The sequence below is a fragment of the Allobosea sp. 05T438 genome (assembly GCF_056396025.1).
In genome coordinates, this window is the sequence record NZ_JBFTKQ010000011.1 from 26,236 (window position 1) to 40,212 (window position 13,977).

16 protein-coding genes are annotated in these 13,977 nt (G+C 66.1%); 9 read left to right on the plus strand and 7 right to left on the minus strand.

The annotated features are described in order from the left end of the window. Window positions 1-38: 38 nt before the first annotated feature. The 3 genes from AC1DIN_RS20115 to AC1DIN_RS20125 form a co-directional block, all read right to left on the minus strand. Window positions 39-464 (minus strand): YciI family protein, encoded by a 426-nt coding sequence (locus tag AC1DIN_RS20115; protein ID WP_476811074.1) that lies wholly within the window; start codon window positions 462-464, stop codon window positions 39-41. 73 nt (window positions 465-537) lie between these two features. Beyond that, entirely contained in the window at window positions 538-960 is a 423-nt protein-coding gene (locus AC1DIN_RS20120) for a YciI family protein (protein ID WP_476811075.1), read from the minus strand. 184 nt (window positions 961-1,144) lie between these two features. Beyond that, complete coding sequence (locus tag AC1DIN_RS20125) at window positions 1,145-2,485, minus strand: dihydroorotase (RefSeq protein ID WP_476811076.1); 1,341 nt, start codon at window positions 2,483-2,485, stop codon at window positions 1,145-1,147. A 150-nt stretch (window positions 2,486-2,635) separates the two neighbouring features. On the opposite strand from AC1DIN_RS20125, the gene ygfZ reads away from it, so the two are divergent. Genes ygfZ through AC1DIN_RS20140 form a run of 3 tightly spaced genes read left to right on the plus strand, consistent with a single transcriptional unit; the run spans window position 2,636 to window position 4,784 of the window. Continuing rightward, window positions 2,636-3,535, plus strand: coding sequence for a CAF17-like 4Fe-4S cluster assembly/insertion protein YgfZ (gene ygfZ / locus AC1DIN_RS20130; RefSeq protein WP_476811077.1), 900 nt, complete (start codon window positions 2,636-2,638; stop codon window positions 3,533-3,535). After that, window positions 3,532-4,158, plus strand: coding sequence for a DNA-3-methyladenine glycosylase I (locus AC1DIN_RS20135; protein ID WP_476811078.1), 627 nt, complete (start codon window positions 3,532-3,534; stop codon window positions 4,156-4,158). The genes ygfZ and AC1DIN_RS20135 overlap by 4 nt, the downstream gene beginning before the upstream one ends. Beyond that, the gene (locus AC1DIN_RS20140) at window positions 4,158-4,784 is read left to right on the plus strand and encodes a YfbR-like 5'-deoxynucleotidase (RefSeq protein ID WP_476811079.1); all 627 of its coding nucleotides are present in this window, start codon (window positions 4,158-4,160) and stop codon (window positions 4,782-4,784) included. The genes AC1DIN_RS20135 and AC1DIN_RS20140 overlap by 1 nt, the downstream gene beginning before the upstream one ends. On the opposite strand, the gene AC1DIN_RS20145 is transcribed toward AC1DIN_RS20140, so the two are convergent. Next, window positions 4,759-6,126: a pilus assembly protein TadG-related protein gene (locus tag AC1DIN_RS20145; RefSeq protein ID WP_476811080.1), complete on the minus strand. Its 1,368-nt coding sequence runs from the start codon at window positions 6,124-6,126 to the stop codon at window positions 4,759-4,761. The two genes, AC1DIN_RS20140 and AC1DIN_RS20145, sit on opposite strands and share 26 nt — an antisense overlap. A 254-nt stretch (window positions 6,127-6,380) precedes the next feature. On the opposite strand from AC1DIN_RS20145, the gene aceB reads away from it, so the two are divergent. After that, window positions 6,381-7,988 (plus strand): malate synthase A, encoded by a 1,608-nt coding sequence (aceB, locus tag AC1DIN_RS20150; RefSeq protein WP_476811081.1) that lies wholly within the window; start codon window positions 6,381-6,383, stop codon window positions 7,986-7,988. A gap of 62 nt (window positions 7,989-8,050) precedes the next feature. Here aceB and AC1DIN_RS20155 read toward each other — a convergent pair whose 3' ends face one another. From AC1DIN_RS20155 to AC1DIN_RS20165, 3 genes are read right to left on the minus strand one after another with little or no spacing between them, the layout of a single operon-like run. After that, window positions 8,051-8,212, minus strand: coding sequence for a hypothetical protein (locus AC1DIN_RS20155; RefSeq protein WP_441472871.1), 162 nt, complete (start codon window positions 8,210-8,212; stop codon window positions 8,051-8,053). A gap of 48 nt (window positions 8,213-8,260) precedes the next feature. Beyond that, window positions 8,261-9,205 (minus strand): dihydrodipicolinate synthase family protein, encoded by a 945-nt coding sequence (locus AC1DIN_RS20160; protein WP_476811082.1) that lies wholly within the window; start codon window positions 9,203-9,205, stop codon window positions 8,261-8,263. 8 nt (window positions 9,206-9,213) lie between these two features. Continuing rightward, window positions 9,214-9,423: a hypothetical protein gene (locus AC1DIN_RS20165; RefSeq protein WP_441472873.1), complete on the minus strand. Its 210-nt coding sequence runs from the start codon at window positions 9,421-9,423 to the stop codon at window positions 9,214-9,216. 175 nt (window positions 9,424-9,598) lie between these two features. Here AC1DIN_RS20165 and AC1DIN_RS20170 point away from each other — a divergent pair, with 175 nt between their 5' ends. The 5 genes from AC1DIN_RS20170 to AC1DIN_RS20190 all read left to right on the plus strand — a co-directional run bounded on the left by AC1DIN_RS20170 (window position 9,599) and on the right by AC1DIN_RS20190 (window position 13,830). Further along, complete coding sequence (locus tag AC1DIN_RS20170; protein WP_476811083.1) at window positions 9,599-10,645, plus strand: DUF3616 domain-containing protein; 1,047 nt, start codon at window positions 9,599-9,601, stop codon at window positions 10,643-10,645. 5 nt (window positions 10,646-10,650) lie between these two features. Next, window positions 10,651-11,211, plus strand: a complete 561-nt coding sequence (locus AC1DIN_RS20175) for an NUDIX hydrolase (protein WP_476811084.1) — start codon at window positions 10,651-10,653, stop codon at window positions 11,209-11,211. Between the two features lie 158 nt (window positions 11,212-11,369). Next, entirely contained in the window at window positions 11,370-12,269 is a 900-nt protein-coding gene (locus tag AC1DIN_RS20180; RefSeq protein WP_441472876.1) for a hypothetical protein, read from the plus strand. Between the two features lie 138 nt (window positions 12,270-12,407). After that, complete coding sequence (locus AC1DIN_RS20185; RefSeq protein WP_441472877.1) at window positions 12,408-12,692, plus strand: metal-sensing transcriptional repressor; 285 nt, start codon at window positions 12,408-12,410, stop codon at window positions 12,690-12,692. A 25-nt stretch (window positions 12,693-12,717) separates the two neighbouring features. Further along, window positions 12,718-13,830 (plus strand): S-(hydroxymethyl)glutathione dehydrogenase/class III alcohol dehydrogenase, encoded by a 1,113-nt coding sequence (locus AC1DIN_RS20190; RefSeq protein ID WP_476811085.1) that lies wholly within the window; start codon window positions 12,718-12,720, stop codon window positions 13,828-13,830. The last annotated feature ends 147 nt before the right edge of the window (window positions 13,831-13,977 follow it).

The window sequence follows — 13,977 nt, forward strand, 5'->3', positions numbered from 1 at the left end:
CATCGGCTGGCAAGTGGCCCAGGCAAGGCGTCGATCGCTCAGCCCTGCTCCTCGGACTCGGCCTTGAGCCGGTCCCACTGCGCCGCCGTCTCCGGCGTGACGATCTCGCCGAAATCGGCCAGTTCGAACAGCGGCCGGATTTCGATCTCGGACGGACCCGGCATCGGATTGGGGCAGCGCTTGACCCAGGCGATCGCCTCGTCGAGCGATTGGCACTCCCAGAGCCAATAGCCTGCGACGAGCTCCTTGGTCTCGGCGAAGGGCCCGTCGACGACGGAGCGCTTGGCGCCGTCGAATTGGACGCGCGCGCCCTTCGAGCTGGGCTGCAAGCCGTCGCCGCCCTTCATGATGCCGGCTTTCACCAGCTCTTCGTTATAGGCCATCATCGCCTCGAGCAGCTCCTGGCTCGGCGGAGCGCCGGCTTCGCTGTCCTTCGTCGCCTTGACCATCACCATGAAACGCATCGGTTTTCTCCTTCGAGAGACGGGGGCGTAGCCTGCACCGTCCGTTGAGCTGGGTTTGGGGTATCGGGCCGGCTCAGCCGGGACGTTTCTCGAATTCGGCGCGCAGGTTTTCCTTCCGTTCGCGCCGCTCCGGCGTCACCATCTCGCCGAAATCCTCCATCTCGAAGACGGGCCTGAGCTCGATCTCGGTGCCGCCGTCGAAGGGCGCGCGCTTGAGCCATTCGACCGCTTCGTCGAAGGACTTCACCTGCCAGAGCCAGAAGCCGGCCAGCAATTCCTTGGTCTCGGCGAAGGGGCCGTCGGTGATCGCCCTGTCGCCGCCGGAGAAGCGCATGCGCAGCCCCTTGGAGGTCGGCTGCAGGCCTTCCGCGGCGAGCAGGATGCCGGCCTTGATCAGTTCCTCGTTATAGGCGCCCATCTTCGCGAAGACGTCCGGATCCGGCATCACGCCGGCTTCGCTGTCCTTGCTTGCCTTGACCAGAACCATCACACGCATCGGTCTTCTCCTTGGGTTTGGGAGAACCGGGCGGCTTCGGCGCGAACCGCCGAAACCCGTTCTCTGACTGCACGTCGAACGGGCGCGGCTGGAATCGACAGCGCCGGGAATCTTTTTTCGATTTTTTTTTGCGGCGCCGCCCGCGCGCTCATCGAGAGCTGAACGCGGGCGGCGCCGATCCGTTTCAGGCGCTGCGCGGCAGCGCCTCCAGGAAGCGGGCCGGCTCACCCTGCGACGGCGTCGTCAATTCGCCCTCCCACATCACCTTGAGACCACGCACGAAGGTGCCGACCGGCCAGCCGGTGACGGTGACGCCGTCATAGGGCGTCCAGCCGCATTTCGAGGCGATCCAGTCATTGGTGATCGTCTCCCGGCGCTTGAGGTCGACGATCGTGAAATCGGCATCGTAGCCGACCGCGATCCGGCCCTTGCCTTCCAGTCCGAAGATGCGCTGCGGCCCATGGCTGGTCAGGTCGACGAAGCGCTCCAGCGAGAGCCGGCCGGCATTCACATGGTCGAGCATGATCGGCACCAGCGTCTGGACGCCCGGCATGCCGGAATGGCTTGCCGGATAGGCGTGGTGCTTCTCCTCATGAGTATGCGGCGCATGATCGGAACCGAGCACGTCGACGATGCCCTGTTCCACGCCCCACCAGATGCGCTGGCGATGGCTGTCATCGCGGATCGGGGGATTCATCTGGGCGTAGGTGCCGAGCCGCTCGTAGCAATCCGGCGCAACCAGCGTCAGATGGTTCGGCAGCACCTCGACGGTGGCGACATCCTTGTGATCCCTGAGGAACAGCATCTCGTCCCCGGTCGATATGTGCAGGATATGCACCCGCGCCCCGGTCTCGCGCGCGATGCGCACCAGCCGCGTCGTGCAGGTCAGTGCGACCTCGGGCGAGCGCCAGACCGGATGGCTTGCCGGATCGCCCTCGACGCGCAGGCCCATGCGCTCGCGCAGCATCGTCTCGTCCTCGGAGTGGAAGGCGGCGCGCCGGCGGGTGCGCTTGAGGATCTCGGCGACGCCCTTGTCGTCCTCGACCAAAAGATCGCCGGTGGACGAGCCCATGAACACCTTGATGCCGGCCGCGCCCGGCAGCCGCTCGAGCTCCGGTACGTCGTTGGCGTTCTCATGCGTGCCGCCGACCCAGAAGGCGAAGTCGCAATGCATGCGGTGCCGGCCGCGCCGGATCTTGTCGGCCAGCGCCTCCGGCGTCGTCGTCTGCGGGATGGTGTTCGGCATCTCGAAGACGCAGGTCACGCCGCCGAGGGCGGCAGCGCGCGAGCCCGTCTCCAGATCCTCCTTGTGGTCGAGCCCCGGCTCGCGGAAGTGCACCTGGCTGTCGATCACGCCCGGCAGGATGTGCAGGCCGGTGCAGTCGACCGTCTCGCCGGCCGAGGCCTGGGAGAGATCGCCCAGCGCCATGATCTTGCCGCCGGTGATGCCGATGTCGCGCGCGACGCGGCCATCCTGGTTGACCACCGTGCCGCCCTTGAGGATGACGTCATAGGTCTGGGGCATGGCGGTTCTCCGGGCGGTTGAGCAAAGGGCCGATGCGGCCTACCTATCGGCAGTCTCGCCGTCCCGAAAGCGGAAACAGCTTTCGGGTGGCGCGATCATCCCTTTCGGCCGCACGAGCCCGGCATGGAATCAGAACTGGAACGGCTGCCTATGTCCGCAACCCGATTGATCGATCGCGGCGTCATCCGCGTCAGCGGCGAGGATGCCCGCGACTTCCTGCAGAACATCGTCACCAACGAGATGGACGAGGTGACACCCGAACGGGCCGGCTATGGCGCACTGCTGACACCGCAGGGCAAGATCATCTGCGATTTCTTCGTCGTCGCGCTGCCGGCGGAAGACGGGGGCGGCTTCCTGCTCGACACCCCCCTGCTCCAGACCGCCGATCTGATGAAACGCCTGAAACTCTATAAGCTGCGCGCCAAGGTCGCTCTGGAAGACCTCACCGAGAAGAGCGCCGTGCTCGTCTCGGCGGACGGAGCGCCGCTACCGGGCGAGGCCGGCTTCGTCTATGACGACCCGCGCCTGCCGGCGCTCGGCCAGCGGGCCATCGCCGATGTCGAGGGCATCGATGAGCTCGTCACGGCCGAGCCCGACGCCTACCACGCCCGCCGCATCGCGCTCGGTATTCCCGCAGGCGGTCGCGATTTCCCCTATGGCGACACCTTCCCGCACGAAGCCCTGCTCGACCAGCTCGGCGGCGTCTCCTTCAAGAAGGGCTGCTATATCGGGCAGGAGGTCGTCTCCCGCATGCAGCATCGCGGCACGGCCCGCACCCGCGTCGTTCCGATCGCCTTCGACGACGGCATCRTCGCCGAGACCGGCGTGGAAGCGACCGCCGGCGGCAAGATGCTCGGCAGCATCGGCTCGGGCGCGAACGGCAAGGCGCTCGCCATGCTCCGCCTCGACCGGCTGGCCGATGCATTGGCGGCAGGCGAGACGCCGCTCGGTGGCGGCCTCGCCTTCCATCTCGCTGACAAGCCCGATTTCATCCGCTTCCCCTTCCCCGGCGAGACGGGCTTCGGAGCCGCCGCAGGAGTCGCCTTATGAGCGAAGAACGCATCGCGATCGAGGGGCCGGACGGCAAGTTCCGCTGCCGCTGGCCGGGAACGGACCCGCTTTATCTCGCCTATCACGACACCGAATGGGGCGTGCCGGAATATGATTCCCGTGCACTCTGGGAGAAACTGATCCTCGACGGTTTCCAGGCCGGCCTCTCCTGGATCACGATCCTGCGCAAGCGCGACGCCTTCCGCGCCGGCTTCGCCAGCTTCGAGCCGGAAGCCGTCGCACGCTTCGGCGAGGCCGATGTCCAGCGCCTCCTGGCCGACCCCGGCATCATCCGCCATCGCGGCAAGATCGAAGGCACGATCAAGAGCGCGCAGGCCTATCTCAGGATCAGCGAGCGCGAGCCCTTCGCCGATTTCCTCTGGAAGCATCTCGACGGCCGCGTGCTGCAGAACGCCTTCCGCACCCATGAGGAGGTGCCGACGCAGACCAAGTTTTCAGAGGCTATGGCCAAGGAACTGAAGAAGGCGGGCTTCACCTTCTGCGGCCCGACCATCGTCTATGCCTTCATGCAGGCCTGCGGGCTGGTCAACGACCATCTCACCGGCTGCTTCCGCTACACCGAATGCGCTGAATTGGCGCGCGACTCCCGTCCCGCCGCCTGATGTCCCGCACGCCTGAACCGCCGCGTGCCTGGCAGCGCATGCTTTCGGGCCGGCGGCTCGATTTGCTCGATCCCTCTCCGCTCGACATCGAGATCGAGGACATCGCCCATGGACTCGCCCGCGTCGCCCGCTGGAATGGGCAGACGCGCGGCGCGCATTCCTTCTCGGTGGCGCAGCATTGCCTGCTGGTCGAGGCTATCGCGGGCTTCCTGAATCCGGATTGGAGCGAGGCGTGGCGGCTGACGGCGCTGCTGCACGACGCGCCGGAATACGTCATCGGCGACATGATCTCGCCGTTCAAGGTTGTGATGGGCGATGCCTACAAGAGCGTGGAGCTGCGCCTGCTCACGGCGATCCAGCTGCGCTTTGGCCTGCCTGCAACCACACCGGCGATGCTGAAGCGCAAAACGAAGGAGGCCGACACCATCGCCGCCTTCTTCGAGGCGACGCAGCTCGCCGGTTTCGACCGTCCGGAGGCGCTGAAATTCTTCGGCCGGCCGCAGGCGCTGCCGGCCGAAGTCCTGGCCTGGCTCGACCCGCTGGACACCGAGACGGCGCAAGCGCGCTTCCTGGCGCGCTTCGCCGAACTCGGCGGCGGCCTCAGTGCGTCAAACGCACTGCGCTGATCTCGTTGGCGATCGACTTGAAGATCGGGCTGAGCTGCGAGGCACTCGTCACCTCATAGTACATGGTCGAATCTGTGGCACAGTTGCGCAGCATCGCCGCGTTTCCATCCATGACGCGGATCGTATAGACGCTGACGCCGGCCGCCTTGACGTTTGCGCAGGCAAGTTTCGTTCGAGCATCGATATTTGGATTGGGGGTGCTACCGTCGCCTTCGAAACGGTTCTGGGTGTTGTCGCCGTCGGTCAGCAAGATCATGTACTTCTTCAGCCGCGGCTCCGTATTTGGCTTGGCCTCCGTGTAGGGCGCGCCGGTCGACAGCGTTGCCCAGCCCCAGACTGCGCCGATGGTGACATTGGTGGCGCCGACTGGTGTCATCGTATCGATCTTGGCCGTCAGCGCCGTMCAATCGGAACTCAACCCCATCGTTTGCGCCAGCGAGGTTTGGCCACACCAGGTCGCCGGATACTGCTGGGCGCTGGCGGAATACGCCCCGCCATCGGTGACGTCGTAGCTCTGGTCCCGGTCGGCTATGCAGCCCTCAGTCTTGACCCAGTTAGCCTTCGTCAGGGTCTCGGTGCAGGTCGTCACGCCCTTGCTGGTCTTGCAATTCGAAATTGTGGGGTCGGACGCAGCCGCACCGCTAGGCGCCTTGCAGTTGTTGCCGTTCTTGTCGCAGGTCATCGTCACCGACCGGGTCATGCCGTAGCGAATCCACGGCTCGTCCTTCAAGGCGCGGTCGATACGAACCTGCGTGTTGAACGGCACGATCGAGATCCGAATCTGATCCGTTTCGATCGCAGCGTCCTTCATAATCTGAATCAGATCCTTCGACGCCTGTTTCAGCGCCGTCATCTTTCCCGAGGACGACATCGAGCCCGTATTGTCGAGCACCAGGGCCAGCTCGATCTTGTTCGTTCCCCAGGTCGATTGGCTGTCACTGGCGACAGGAATGTACTGAGGTCCAAGCACGCGCCCGATCGTCGTCTCCACATTGGCGTTCGCCGTGATCTTGATCGTTCGCGCCGTGCGGTCGATCACCACGTTCGCACCGGTGAATTCACTCTTCGCGCTCGCCGGCAGATTGTCGCGGATCCAGGAATCGATCCGATCCCTGAGTTGCCCGTCCGTCAGCTTCTGGGCGTCGCGCGCCGCCATCAGCGAGGCGGAATCGATCGCCGAGCTCAGCGCCTGGCGGGCGTTGCTGGCGCGCGAGTAGTCGACGGTGACGCCGACGATGCCGATGAGCGGAAGCGTCAGGAAGCCGGTCATGACGAGCACGTTGCCGCGCTGGTCGCGGCGGAACCGCCGCATTAATTCCGAAATGAAAGCGAGCTTGACCATGACATCTCATCCTGGGCCGGATTGCCGCATTGAGCCGGATGAGGGTTGGGGCTCGGAGCTTACGAATTGCTAAAATCGATTCATGGAACTCGGCCCTATCTGCGCATTTTTTGGGAAAAGAAGTGCCGTTGCGTCATCCCGCCTTCCACACGCCGATAATTATTTCTCACATAGAATAAGTGAAAATCATTTTTCTCCATTCCGAAAACAATCATTTCGCAGAACAGTGCGTTCAGATCACCAAAGGAGCAGCCATGTCGGACACCCCCACTCTCTTCCTTCCGCCGGGCGTCGTCATCAAGGGCGCCGTGCAGGCGCGCTTCGACGAGATCCTCACCACGGAAGCGCTGGCCTTCGTCGCTGACCTGCATCGCCGCTTCAACGAGACGCGCAAGCGCCTGCTCGCCCTGCGGGCCGAGCGCCAGAAGCGCTTCGACGCCGGCGAAACGCCGGATTTCCTGGCTGAGACCAGGCACATCCGCGAAGGCGACTGGAACGTCGCGCCGATCCCGGCCGATCTTCAGGATCGCCGCGTCGAGATCACCGGCCCGGTCGACCGCAAAATGATCATCAACGCGCTGAATTCCGGCGCGAAGGTCTTCATGGCCGATTTCGAGGACGCTTCCTCCCCGGTCTGGACCAATATGGTCGAGGGCCAGATCAACCTCAGGGATCGCTGGGCGGGCAAGATCGACTTCACCGATCCCACGAGCGGCAAGGACTACAAGCTCGGCGCCAAGCCGGCCGTGCTGATCATCCGCCCGCGCGGCTGGCATCTGCCGGAGCGCCACATCGAGATCGACGGCGAGGAGGCCTCCGGCTCCCTGGTCGATTTCGGGCTCTATGTCTTCCACAATGCCAAGGCGGCGCTGGCGGCCGGTTCGGGCCCCTATTTCTACCTGCCGAAGCTCGAGAGCCATCTCGAGGCCCGGCTCTGGAACGACGTCTTCGTCGCCGCCCAGTCGGCGCTCGGCCTGAAGAACGGCACGATCAAGGTGACCGTCCTGATCGAGACCCTGCCGGCCGCCTTCGAGATGGACGAGATCCTCTACGAGCTGCGCGAGCACATCGCGGGCCTCAATTGCGGCCGCTGGGACTACATCTTCTCCTTCATCAAGAAGCTCGCCCGCAACAAGGCCTATGTCCTGCCGGACCGCTCGCAGGTCGTGATGTCCAAGGCCTTCCTGCGCGCCTATTCGCTGCTGCTGATCAAGACCTGCCACAGGCGAGGCGCCTTCGCGATGGGCGGCATGGCCGCGCAGATCCCGGTCAAGAACAACCCCGACGCGAACGCCGCAGCCTTCGCCAAGGTCAAGGCGGACAAGGAGCGCGAGGCTGGCGACGGCCATGACGGCACCTGGGTCGCCCACCCCGACCTCGTTCCCGTGGCGATGGAGGTCTTCGACCGGCTGATGCCCCAGGCGAACCAGCTCGGCAAGAAGCGCGACGACGTGAACATCGGCACCAGGGACCTGCTGGAAGTCCATCAGGGCACGCGCACCGAGGAAGGCTTCCGCGAGAACATCCGCGTCGGCGTGCAGTATATTGAGGCATGGCTGCGCGGCCGGGGCGCGGTGCCGATCTACAACATGATGGAAGACGCCGCGACCGCCGAGATCAGCCGCGCCCAGATCTGGCAATTCGTCCAGTATGGCGTCGAGCTCGAAGGCGGCGTGAAGGCAGATGCGGCGCTGTTCAAGCGCTGCCTGCCTGAGGAAATGGATCGGGTGAAGGGCGAGCTCGGGGCAGACGTCTATGCCAAGGGCCGTTTCCCCGAAGCGATCGCGCTGTTCGAGACACTGTCGCTCGCGCCGAACTTCGAGGACTTCCTCACCGTCCCGGCCTACGCCAAGCTGGGCTGAATCCGGGTCCGGTCAGTCGATCGAGGGCGCCGCTGCGAAGCGGCGCCCTTTCGTTTGCGCGGTCAGTGCAGGTGCCACCAGACCCGCCCGCCAATGACGACGGCGAGCAGGGCGACCGACCCGAAGAGATGCAGCAGGTCGGCCTTCCAGCTGCCGCTCGATGAACCGCGAACATGCTGGTAGATCGCCTCCCGGCGACGGCGATAGGTGCCGATCGTGGTCATTGAAGTCTCCATCCGATCATTGCAGGCGCTTCGGCGCCCACGCCGGGTTCAGGCGCGGCAGGGCGCCCCCGCCGCGCCGCTCCGCGTCGCCGCCATCGCCGTGCCGGCGAGCGGGCGCGGCAGATCCTCGATCGCATCGCGCATGAGGGCCGTGAGCTCCGGCCGCGCCGGCGCGAGCGGCGCGCGACAGGCAGCACCGATCTCCGGGTGAAGCATCGACAGGGCGAGCTTGACGAGCACCGGATCGGGCTCCCGAGCCAGCAGGTCGAGCAGCGGGACGAGACGCCGCTGCAGGATCTGCGCCTGCCCGTAGAGTTCGGAGCGCGCGGCGCTCTCCAGCCGCGCCAGCCAATGCGGTGCGAGATTGCCGACGCTGGTGACGGCTCCGCAGCCGCCCGCGAGCAGATAGGCGGGGATCGTCTCGGCCGCGCCGGTCAGCCGCATGAACCGGCGGTCGCGCAGCCTGGCGATCCGGTCGCAGCGAACGAGATCGCCGCGCCGCTCCAGGATGCCGACGATATTCGCGGCGCCTTCCAGGCGCTCCAGCGTCTCCGGCGCGACCTCGACGCCGCAGCGGTCCGGATCGTTGTCGAGAATGATCTCGAGCCCGGTCGCCGCCGCCGCAGCCAAGGCATGGGCGGCGAGACCCGCCTGCGTCGGCCGGTTGTAATAGGGCATGCGCAGCAGCAGGGCCGAGGCGCCGGCCTTCTCGGCAGCGGCGATCTCGGCGATCGTCTCGGCCGTTGCATAGCTGCCGACGGCCGCGATCACCGGGAAATGCCTGCCGGCGATGAGGCGGGCGGCAGCACAGAGTTCCCTGCGCTCCGCCTCGTTCAGGGTCGGGCTTTCGCCCGTGGCGGTGCCGATCACGATACCGTCGGCGCCCTGCGCGATCTGCCAGTGAATGAGGCGTTCCAGAGCGCCGTAGTCGATCGCGTCCTCATCGAAGGGCGTGACCAGCGCGGTGAACATGCCGTGTAGCCAGTGGTTCATGGCGCGCCTCAGAGCAGCCTCAGCGTCTTCGCCGTCATGCGGACCGCGCGCGGCCGGTGGCCGGTCTCGAAGACGGCATAGCGCAGCGCGGTGCCGCGGTCGGCGAAGATGCCGCCGCCGCGACCATGGGTCTCGACGGCCAGCCAGTGCCCTTCGATGTCTCGCCCGACCAGAAACTGGAGCGGACCGCCGAAGGATTTGCGAGGGATACTGAACATCATCCTGTTTCCCGAACGGTCTTCCAGACCGCACGGACAAGGTATTTTTGCCCCCATAGGCATTCGAGACGTAGCGAAGCGCGACAACATCAACGATGCATAAAAACTGCGACGCCGCTTTTGACTTCCGCGGGCCGCTCGCGCTCAATCCGCCCGTCTCTCCTGGATTCGCCGCATGCGCCCCCGCCTACTCTCCCTCCTCGCCGCCGCCCTCCTCGGCGCTTCCTTCGCCCATGCCGCGACGCTCGCACCCGAACAGCGGTTCAGGACGCTGGGGGACTTCTCGGGCAAAAGGCCGGGCAGGGTGGCGCACGATGTCAGCGGCCTCGCCTGCATGCCGGTCGCGAACGGAGCCCAGCGCTGCCTGCTGATCAATGACGAGGGCTCCTTCGCCCAGTTCGCCCGGATCGCCGAGAACCGCATCACGCCCGGCGCGACCCTGCCGGTCGTCGGCACGGACGCCTCGCCCGACACGCTCGGCCAGCCGCCGCAGGGCATCTGCCGGGCGCCCGGCCGCTTCGCCGAACTCGATGGCGAGGCCGTCGCCTATGCGGATGGCGCTTTCTATCTGGCCGGTTCCCATGGCTGCTCGCGCAACAAGGGCGAGTTCCGCCTCTCCGCCTTCCATCTGGCGCGGATCAAGGTCGATGCCGACGGCGCCCCGACCGGACGCGTCGAGCTGACCTATCGCTTGAGCGACATGCTGCGCCGGGCTGACGAGGCAGGAGCCTTCTTCGGCCGCAGCCTGATGGACGACAACGGGCTCAATGTCGAAGGCATCGCCGTCATCGGCGATACGCTCTGGGCCGGCCTGCGCGCGCCTTCGCTCGGCAATCGCAGCTTCCTCGTCGGCGCTTCGCTCGCAGCGCTCTTCGCACCGGGGCATGCTGCCGCGACAACGGCTCCGACGGTGGTGGCACTGCCGGCCGGGCGCGATCGCGGCATCCGCGACCTTGCCCCCCTGCCCGACGGACGGCTGCTCGCGCTGCTCGGCCCGGCGCAGGACCAATCGCTGCCCTATTCCCTGATGCTGGTCGATACGTCCCGGCCGGAGGCAGCGGCGCCCCTCGGCGAGTTGCCGGCCCGCGGCGAAGGCAAGGCGGAATCCCTGACGATCCTGGCGGAAAGCCGCGGCGCGCTCACCGTCCTAATCGGCTATGACGGCCGCAAGAACGGCCATTTCGAATCCTACCGCCTGCCTCTGCCTGGCCAGACCCGTTGATCGCCATGGATTTTCACTCCCGCCTTGCCCGCGCCGTCGCGCGCTACCGTGCCGAGGTCGCCGGCCCGCGCGAGCATCTCTCGCTGCTGCGCTGGCAGATGGCGGAGGGTCACGCCCTCGACCGCCGCGACACCTTTCCCGGTCATCTCACCACCAGCGCCTTCGTGCTCTCCCCCGACCATGCGCAGGTCCTGCTGATCGACCATGTCGTGATCGGCCGCTGGCTCCAGCCCGGCGGTCATTGGGAGGAGGCCGAGCATTTCCATCTATCGGCGGCGCGCGAAGCCGAGGAGGAGACCGGCGTCCAGGGGCTGACGCTGCATCCCTGGCACGCGGGCGGCGACGTGCCCTTCACCATCGACAGCCACGACGTGCCGGGCAAGCCCGCCCGCGGCGAGCCCGACCATATCCATCACGACCTGCAATATCTCTTCCTCGCCGCCCCCACCCGGCCGCTCGTCGCGCAGGTCGAGGAGGTTCACGCCGCCGCCTGGAAGCCCGTCGCGGCCTTGGCCGAGATCGCGCCACGCGCCCTGGAACGGCTCTCGTGCCTGCCAAAGCGCTGACTGTTGCGGCGCAACAACATCGGGCCGGATTGCGGAAACGCCTATGGCTCTTTTATCGCGCCGGGTCCGGACCCACGGCATGGTTCATTCAAGGATGAATTAGATATTGCAAACGATTTGCAATAGCGTATTGATCCGTGACCTCCCCGGAGCCCGCTATGCCTTCGAAAGCCCTCGCTCTCGCCCTGATCGCCACTGCTGCGTCAGCCTCTGCCTTTGCCGCTGATCTGCCATCCCGCAAGACCGCTCCCGCACCGGCGCCAGTCGTCTCGGCTTGTACCGAGAGCGAAGGCATTCCGACTGACGCATTCGGCTTCACCACCGGCTCGGATGTCGCGGAGAAGGGCGCCTTCGGCCCCAGCCTCACCTATAACGGCGCGTTCGGCACGCGCGTCGGCTCCTCGAACGGCCACGGCCTCACCCTGCAGGGATCCTACGGGCTCTTCCCCTGCTTCGAGATCGGCCCCTATGTGCTGGGCTCCTTCACCAATGCTTCGGCCAACGGCATCGGCGCCGACGCGCGCGCCATCGGCGCCGGCGTCGAGATGAAGTACAAGCTGCTCGGCCGCGACATGCACGGGCTCGGCTTGACCCTCGTGATCGACCCCAGCTTCAACCGCGCCGATCCGGACGGCGCCGGCCGCTTCACCACCTACAACACCGGCATCCGCCTCTTCGCCGACAAGACCCTGATCCCCGGAACGCTCTATGCGGCGCTCAACCTCTCGCAGGATCTGACCTGGACCGGCCCCTCGCCCTATCAGCGCTCCTCGACCCTCACGGTCGCTGGTTCGCTCTCCTGGCAGGTCTCGGACGGACTCTATCTCAGCGGCGAAGTCCGCCACATGCGCGCCCATAACGAGCTCGGCTTCGGTAATGAGGCGGGCTACGCCACCTTCGCCGGCCCCGGCATCTTCTGGCAGGCGACGAAGCAGCTCGCACTCTCGGCCGCCTACAACATCCAGGTCGCCGGCAAGGCCAAGGGCGAGCCCGGCAATCTCGACCTGACCAATTTCGGCCAGCATCTCGTCAAGGTGAAGCTCGGCTACAGCTTCTGAGCCTTCTGAACATCGCGCCTGCGCAAGGGCGGCAGCGGCAACGCTGCCGCCCTTTTTCATGTCGGCAAGTCGCCCGCGTTGACATACTCCCCCCGAGTACCATAGCGTAACTGGCAGATCGAAGCTCGACATGTCGCCATGCCTCATACGCCGGAAGAGAAGAAGCGCGCCGTCACGCGGCTGCGCCGGATCAGGGGGCAGGCCGACGCCCTGATCGCCGCCGTGGAACGCGGCGAGGAATGCGGCGCCCTGCTCCAGCAGCTCGCCGCGCTGCGCGGCGCCGCGACCGGGCTGATGGCGGAGGTGCTGGAGAGCCACCTGCGCGAAACCATGCACGGCACCGCCGGCCCGGCAAAGACATCCCCCGATGACGCCGACGAGGTCGCCGCGATCATGCGGGTCATCCGCCCCTATCTGAAATGACCGTTCGCAAGGAAGGAAACACCCCATGAAAACCCGCGCCGCCGTCGCCTGGGAAGCCGGCAAGCCGCTTACCATCGAAACCATCGAGATCGGTGGCCCCAAGGCCGGCGAGGTCCTCGTCGAGGTCATGGCGACCGGTATCTGCCACACCGACGCCTACACGCTCTCGGGTCTCGATTCCGAGGGCAAGTTCCCGGCGATCCTCGGCCATGAGGGCGCAGGCATCGTGCGCGAGGTCGGCGCCGGAGTGACGACGCTGAAGCCCGGCGACCATGTCATCCCGCTCTACACGCCGGAATGCCGCAGCTGTAAGTCCTGCCTGTCGCGCCGGACCAATCTCTGCACCTCGATCCGCGCGACCCAGGGCCAGGGCGTCATGCCGGACGGCACCTCGCGCTTCTCCTGCGACGGCGGCGAGGTGTTCCACTACATGGGCTGCTCGACCTTCGCGAATTTCACTGTCCTGCCCGAGATCGCGCTCGCCAAGGTCCGCGAGGACGCACCCTTCGACAAGATCTGCTACATCGGCTGCGGCGTCACCACCGGCATCGGCGCCGTGATCTACACCGCCAAGGTCTGGCCGGGCGCCAATGTCGTGGTCTTCGGCCTCGGCGGCATCGGCCTCAACGTCATCCAGGGCGCCCGCATGGTCGGCGCCGACAAGATCATCGGCGTCGACATCAATCCGGCCAAGCAGGAGATGGCGCGCAAGTTCGGCATGACCGACTTCATCAACCCGGCCGAGATCGGCAACGACAAGGTCGTGCAGGCGATCGTCGACCTGACCGGCGGCGGCGCCGATTTCTCGTTCGACGCCACCGGCAACACCAATGTGATGCGCCAGGCGCTGGAATGCTGCCATCGCGGCTGGGGCGAGTCGATCATCATCGGCGTCGCCGAGGCCGGCAAGGAGATCGCCACCCGCCCGTTCCAGCTCGTCACCGGCCGCGTCTGGAAGGGCACCGCCTTCGGCGGCGCGCGCGGGCGCACCGACGTGCCGAAGATCGTCGACTGGTATATGGAAGGAAAGATCAACATCGACGACCTGATCACCCACAAGCTCACGCTGGAGGAGATCAATCACGGCTTCGACCTGATGCATGAGGGCAAGTCTATCCGCAGCGTCGTGGTCTACTGAGGCACGCCGCTTTCTGGCCTTATCGATAGGGCACGGAGCCACCGTCATACCGGACAAGCGGTGAAGCCGCGCCGATCCGGGCTCCATCGTAGAGCAAAGTTCCTCACGATGGATCCCGGATCTCCGCTTCGCTGCGCCCGGGATGAC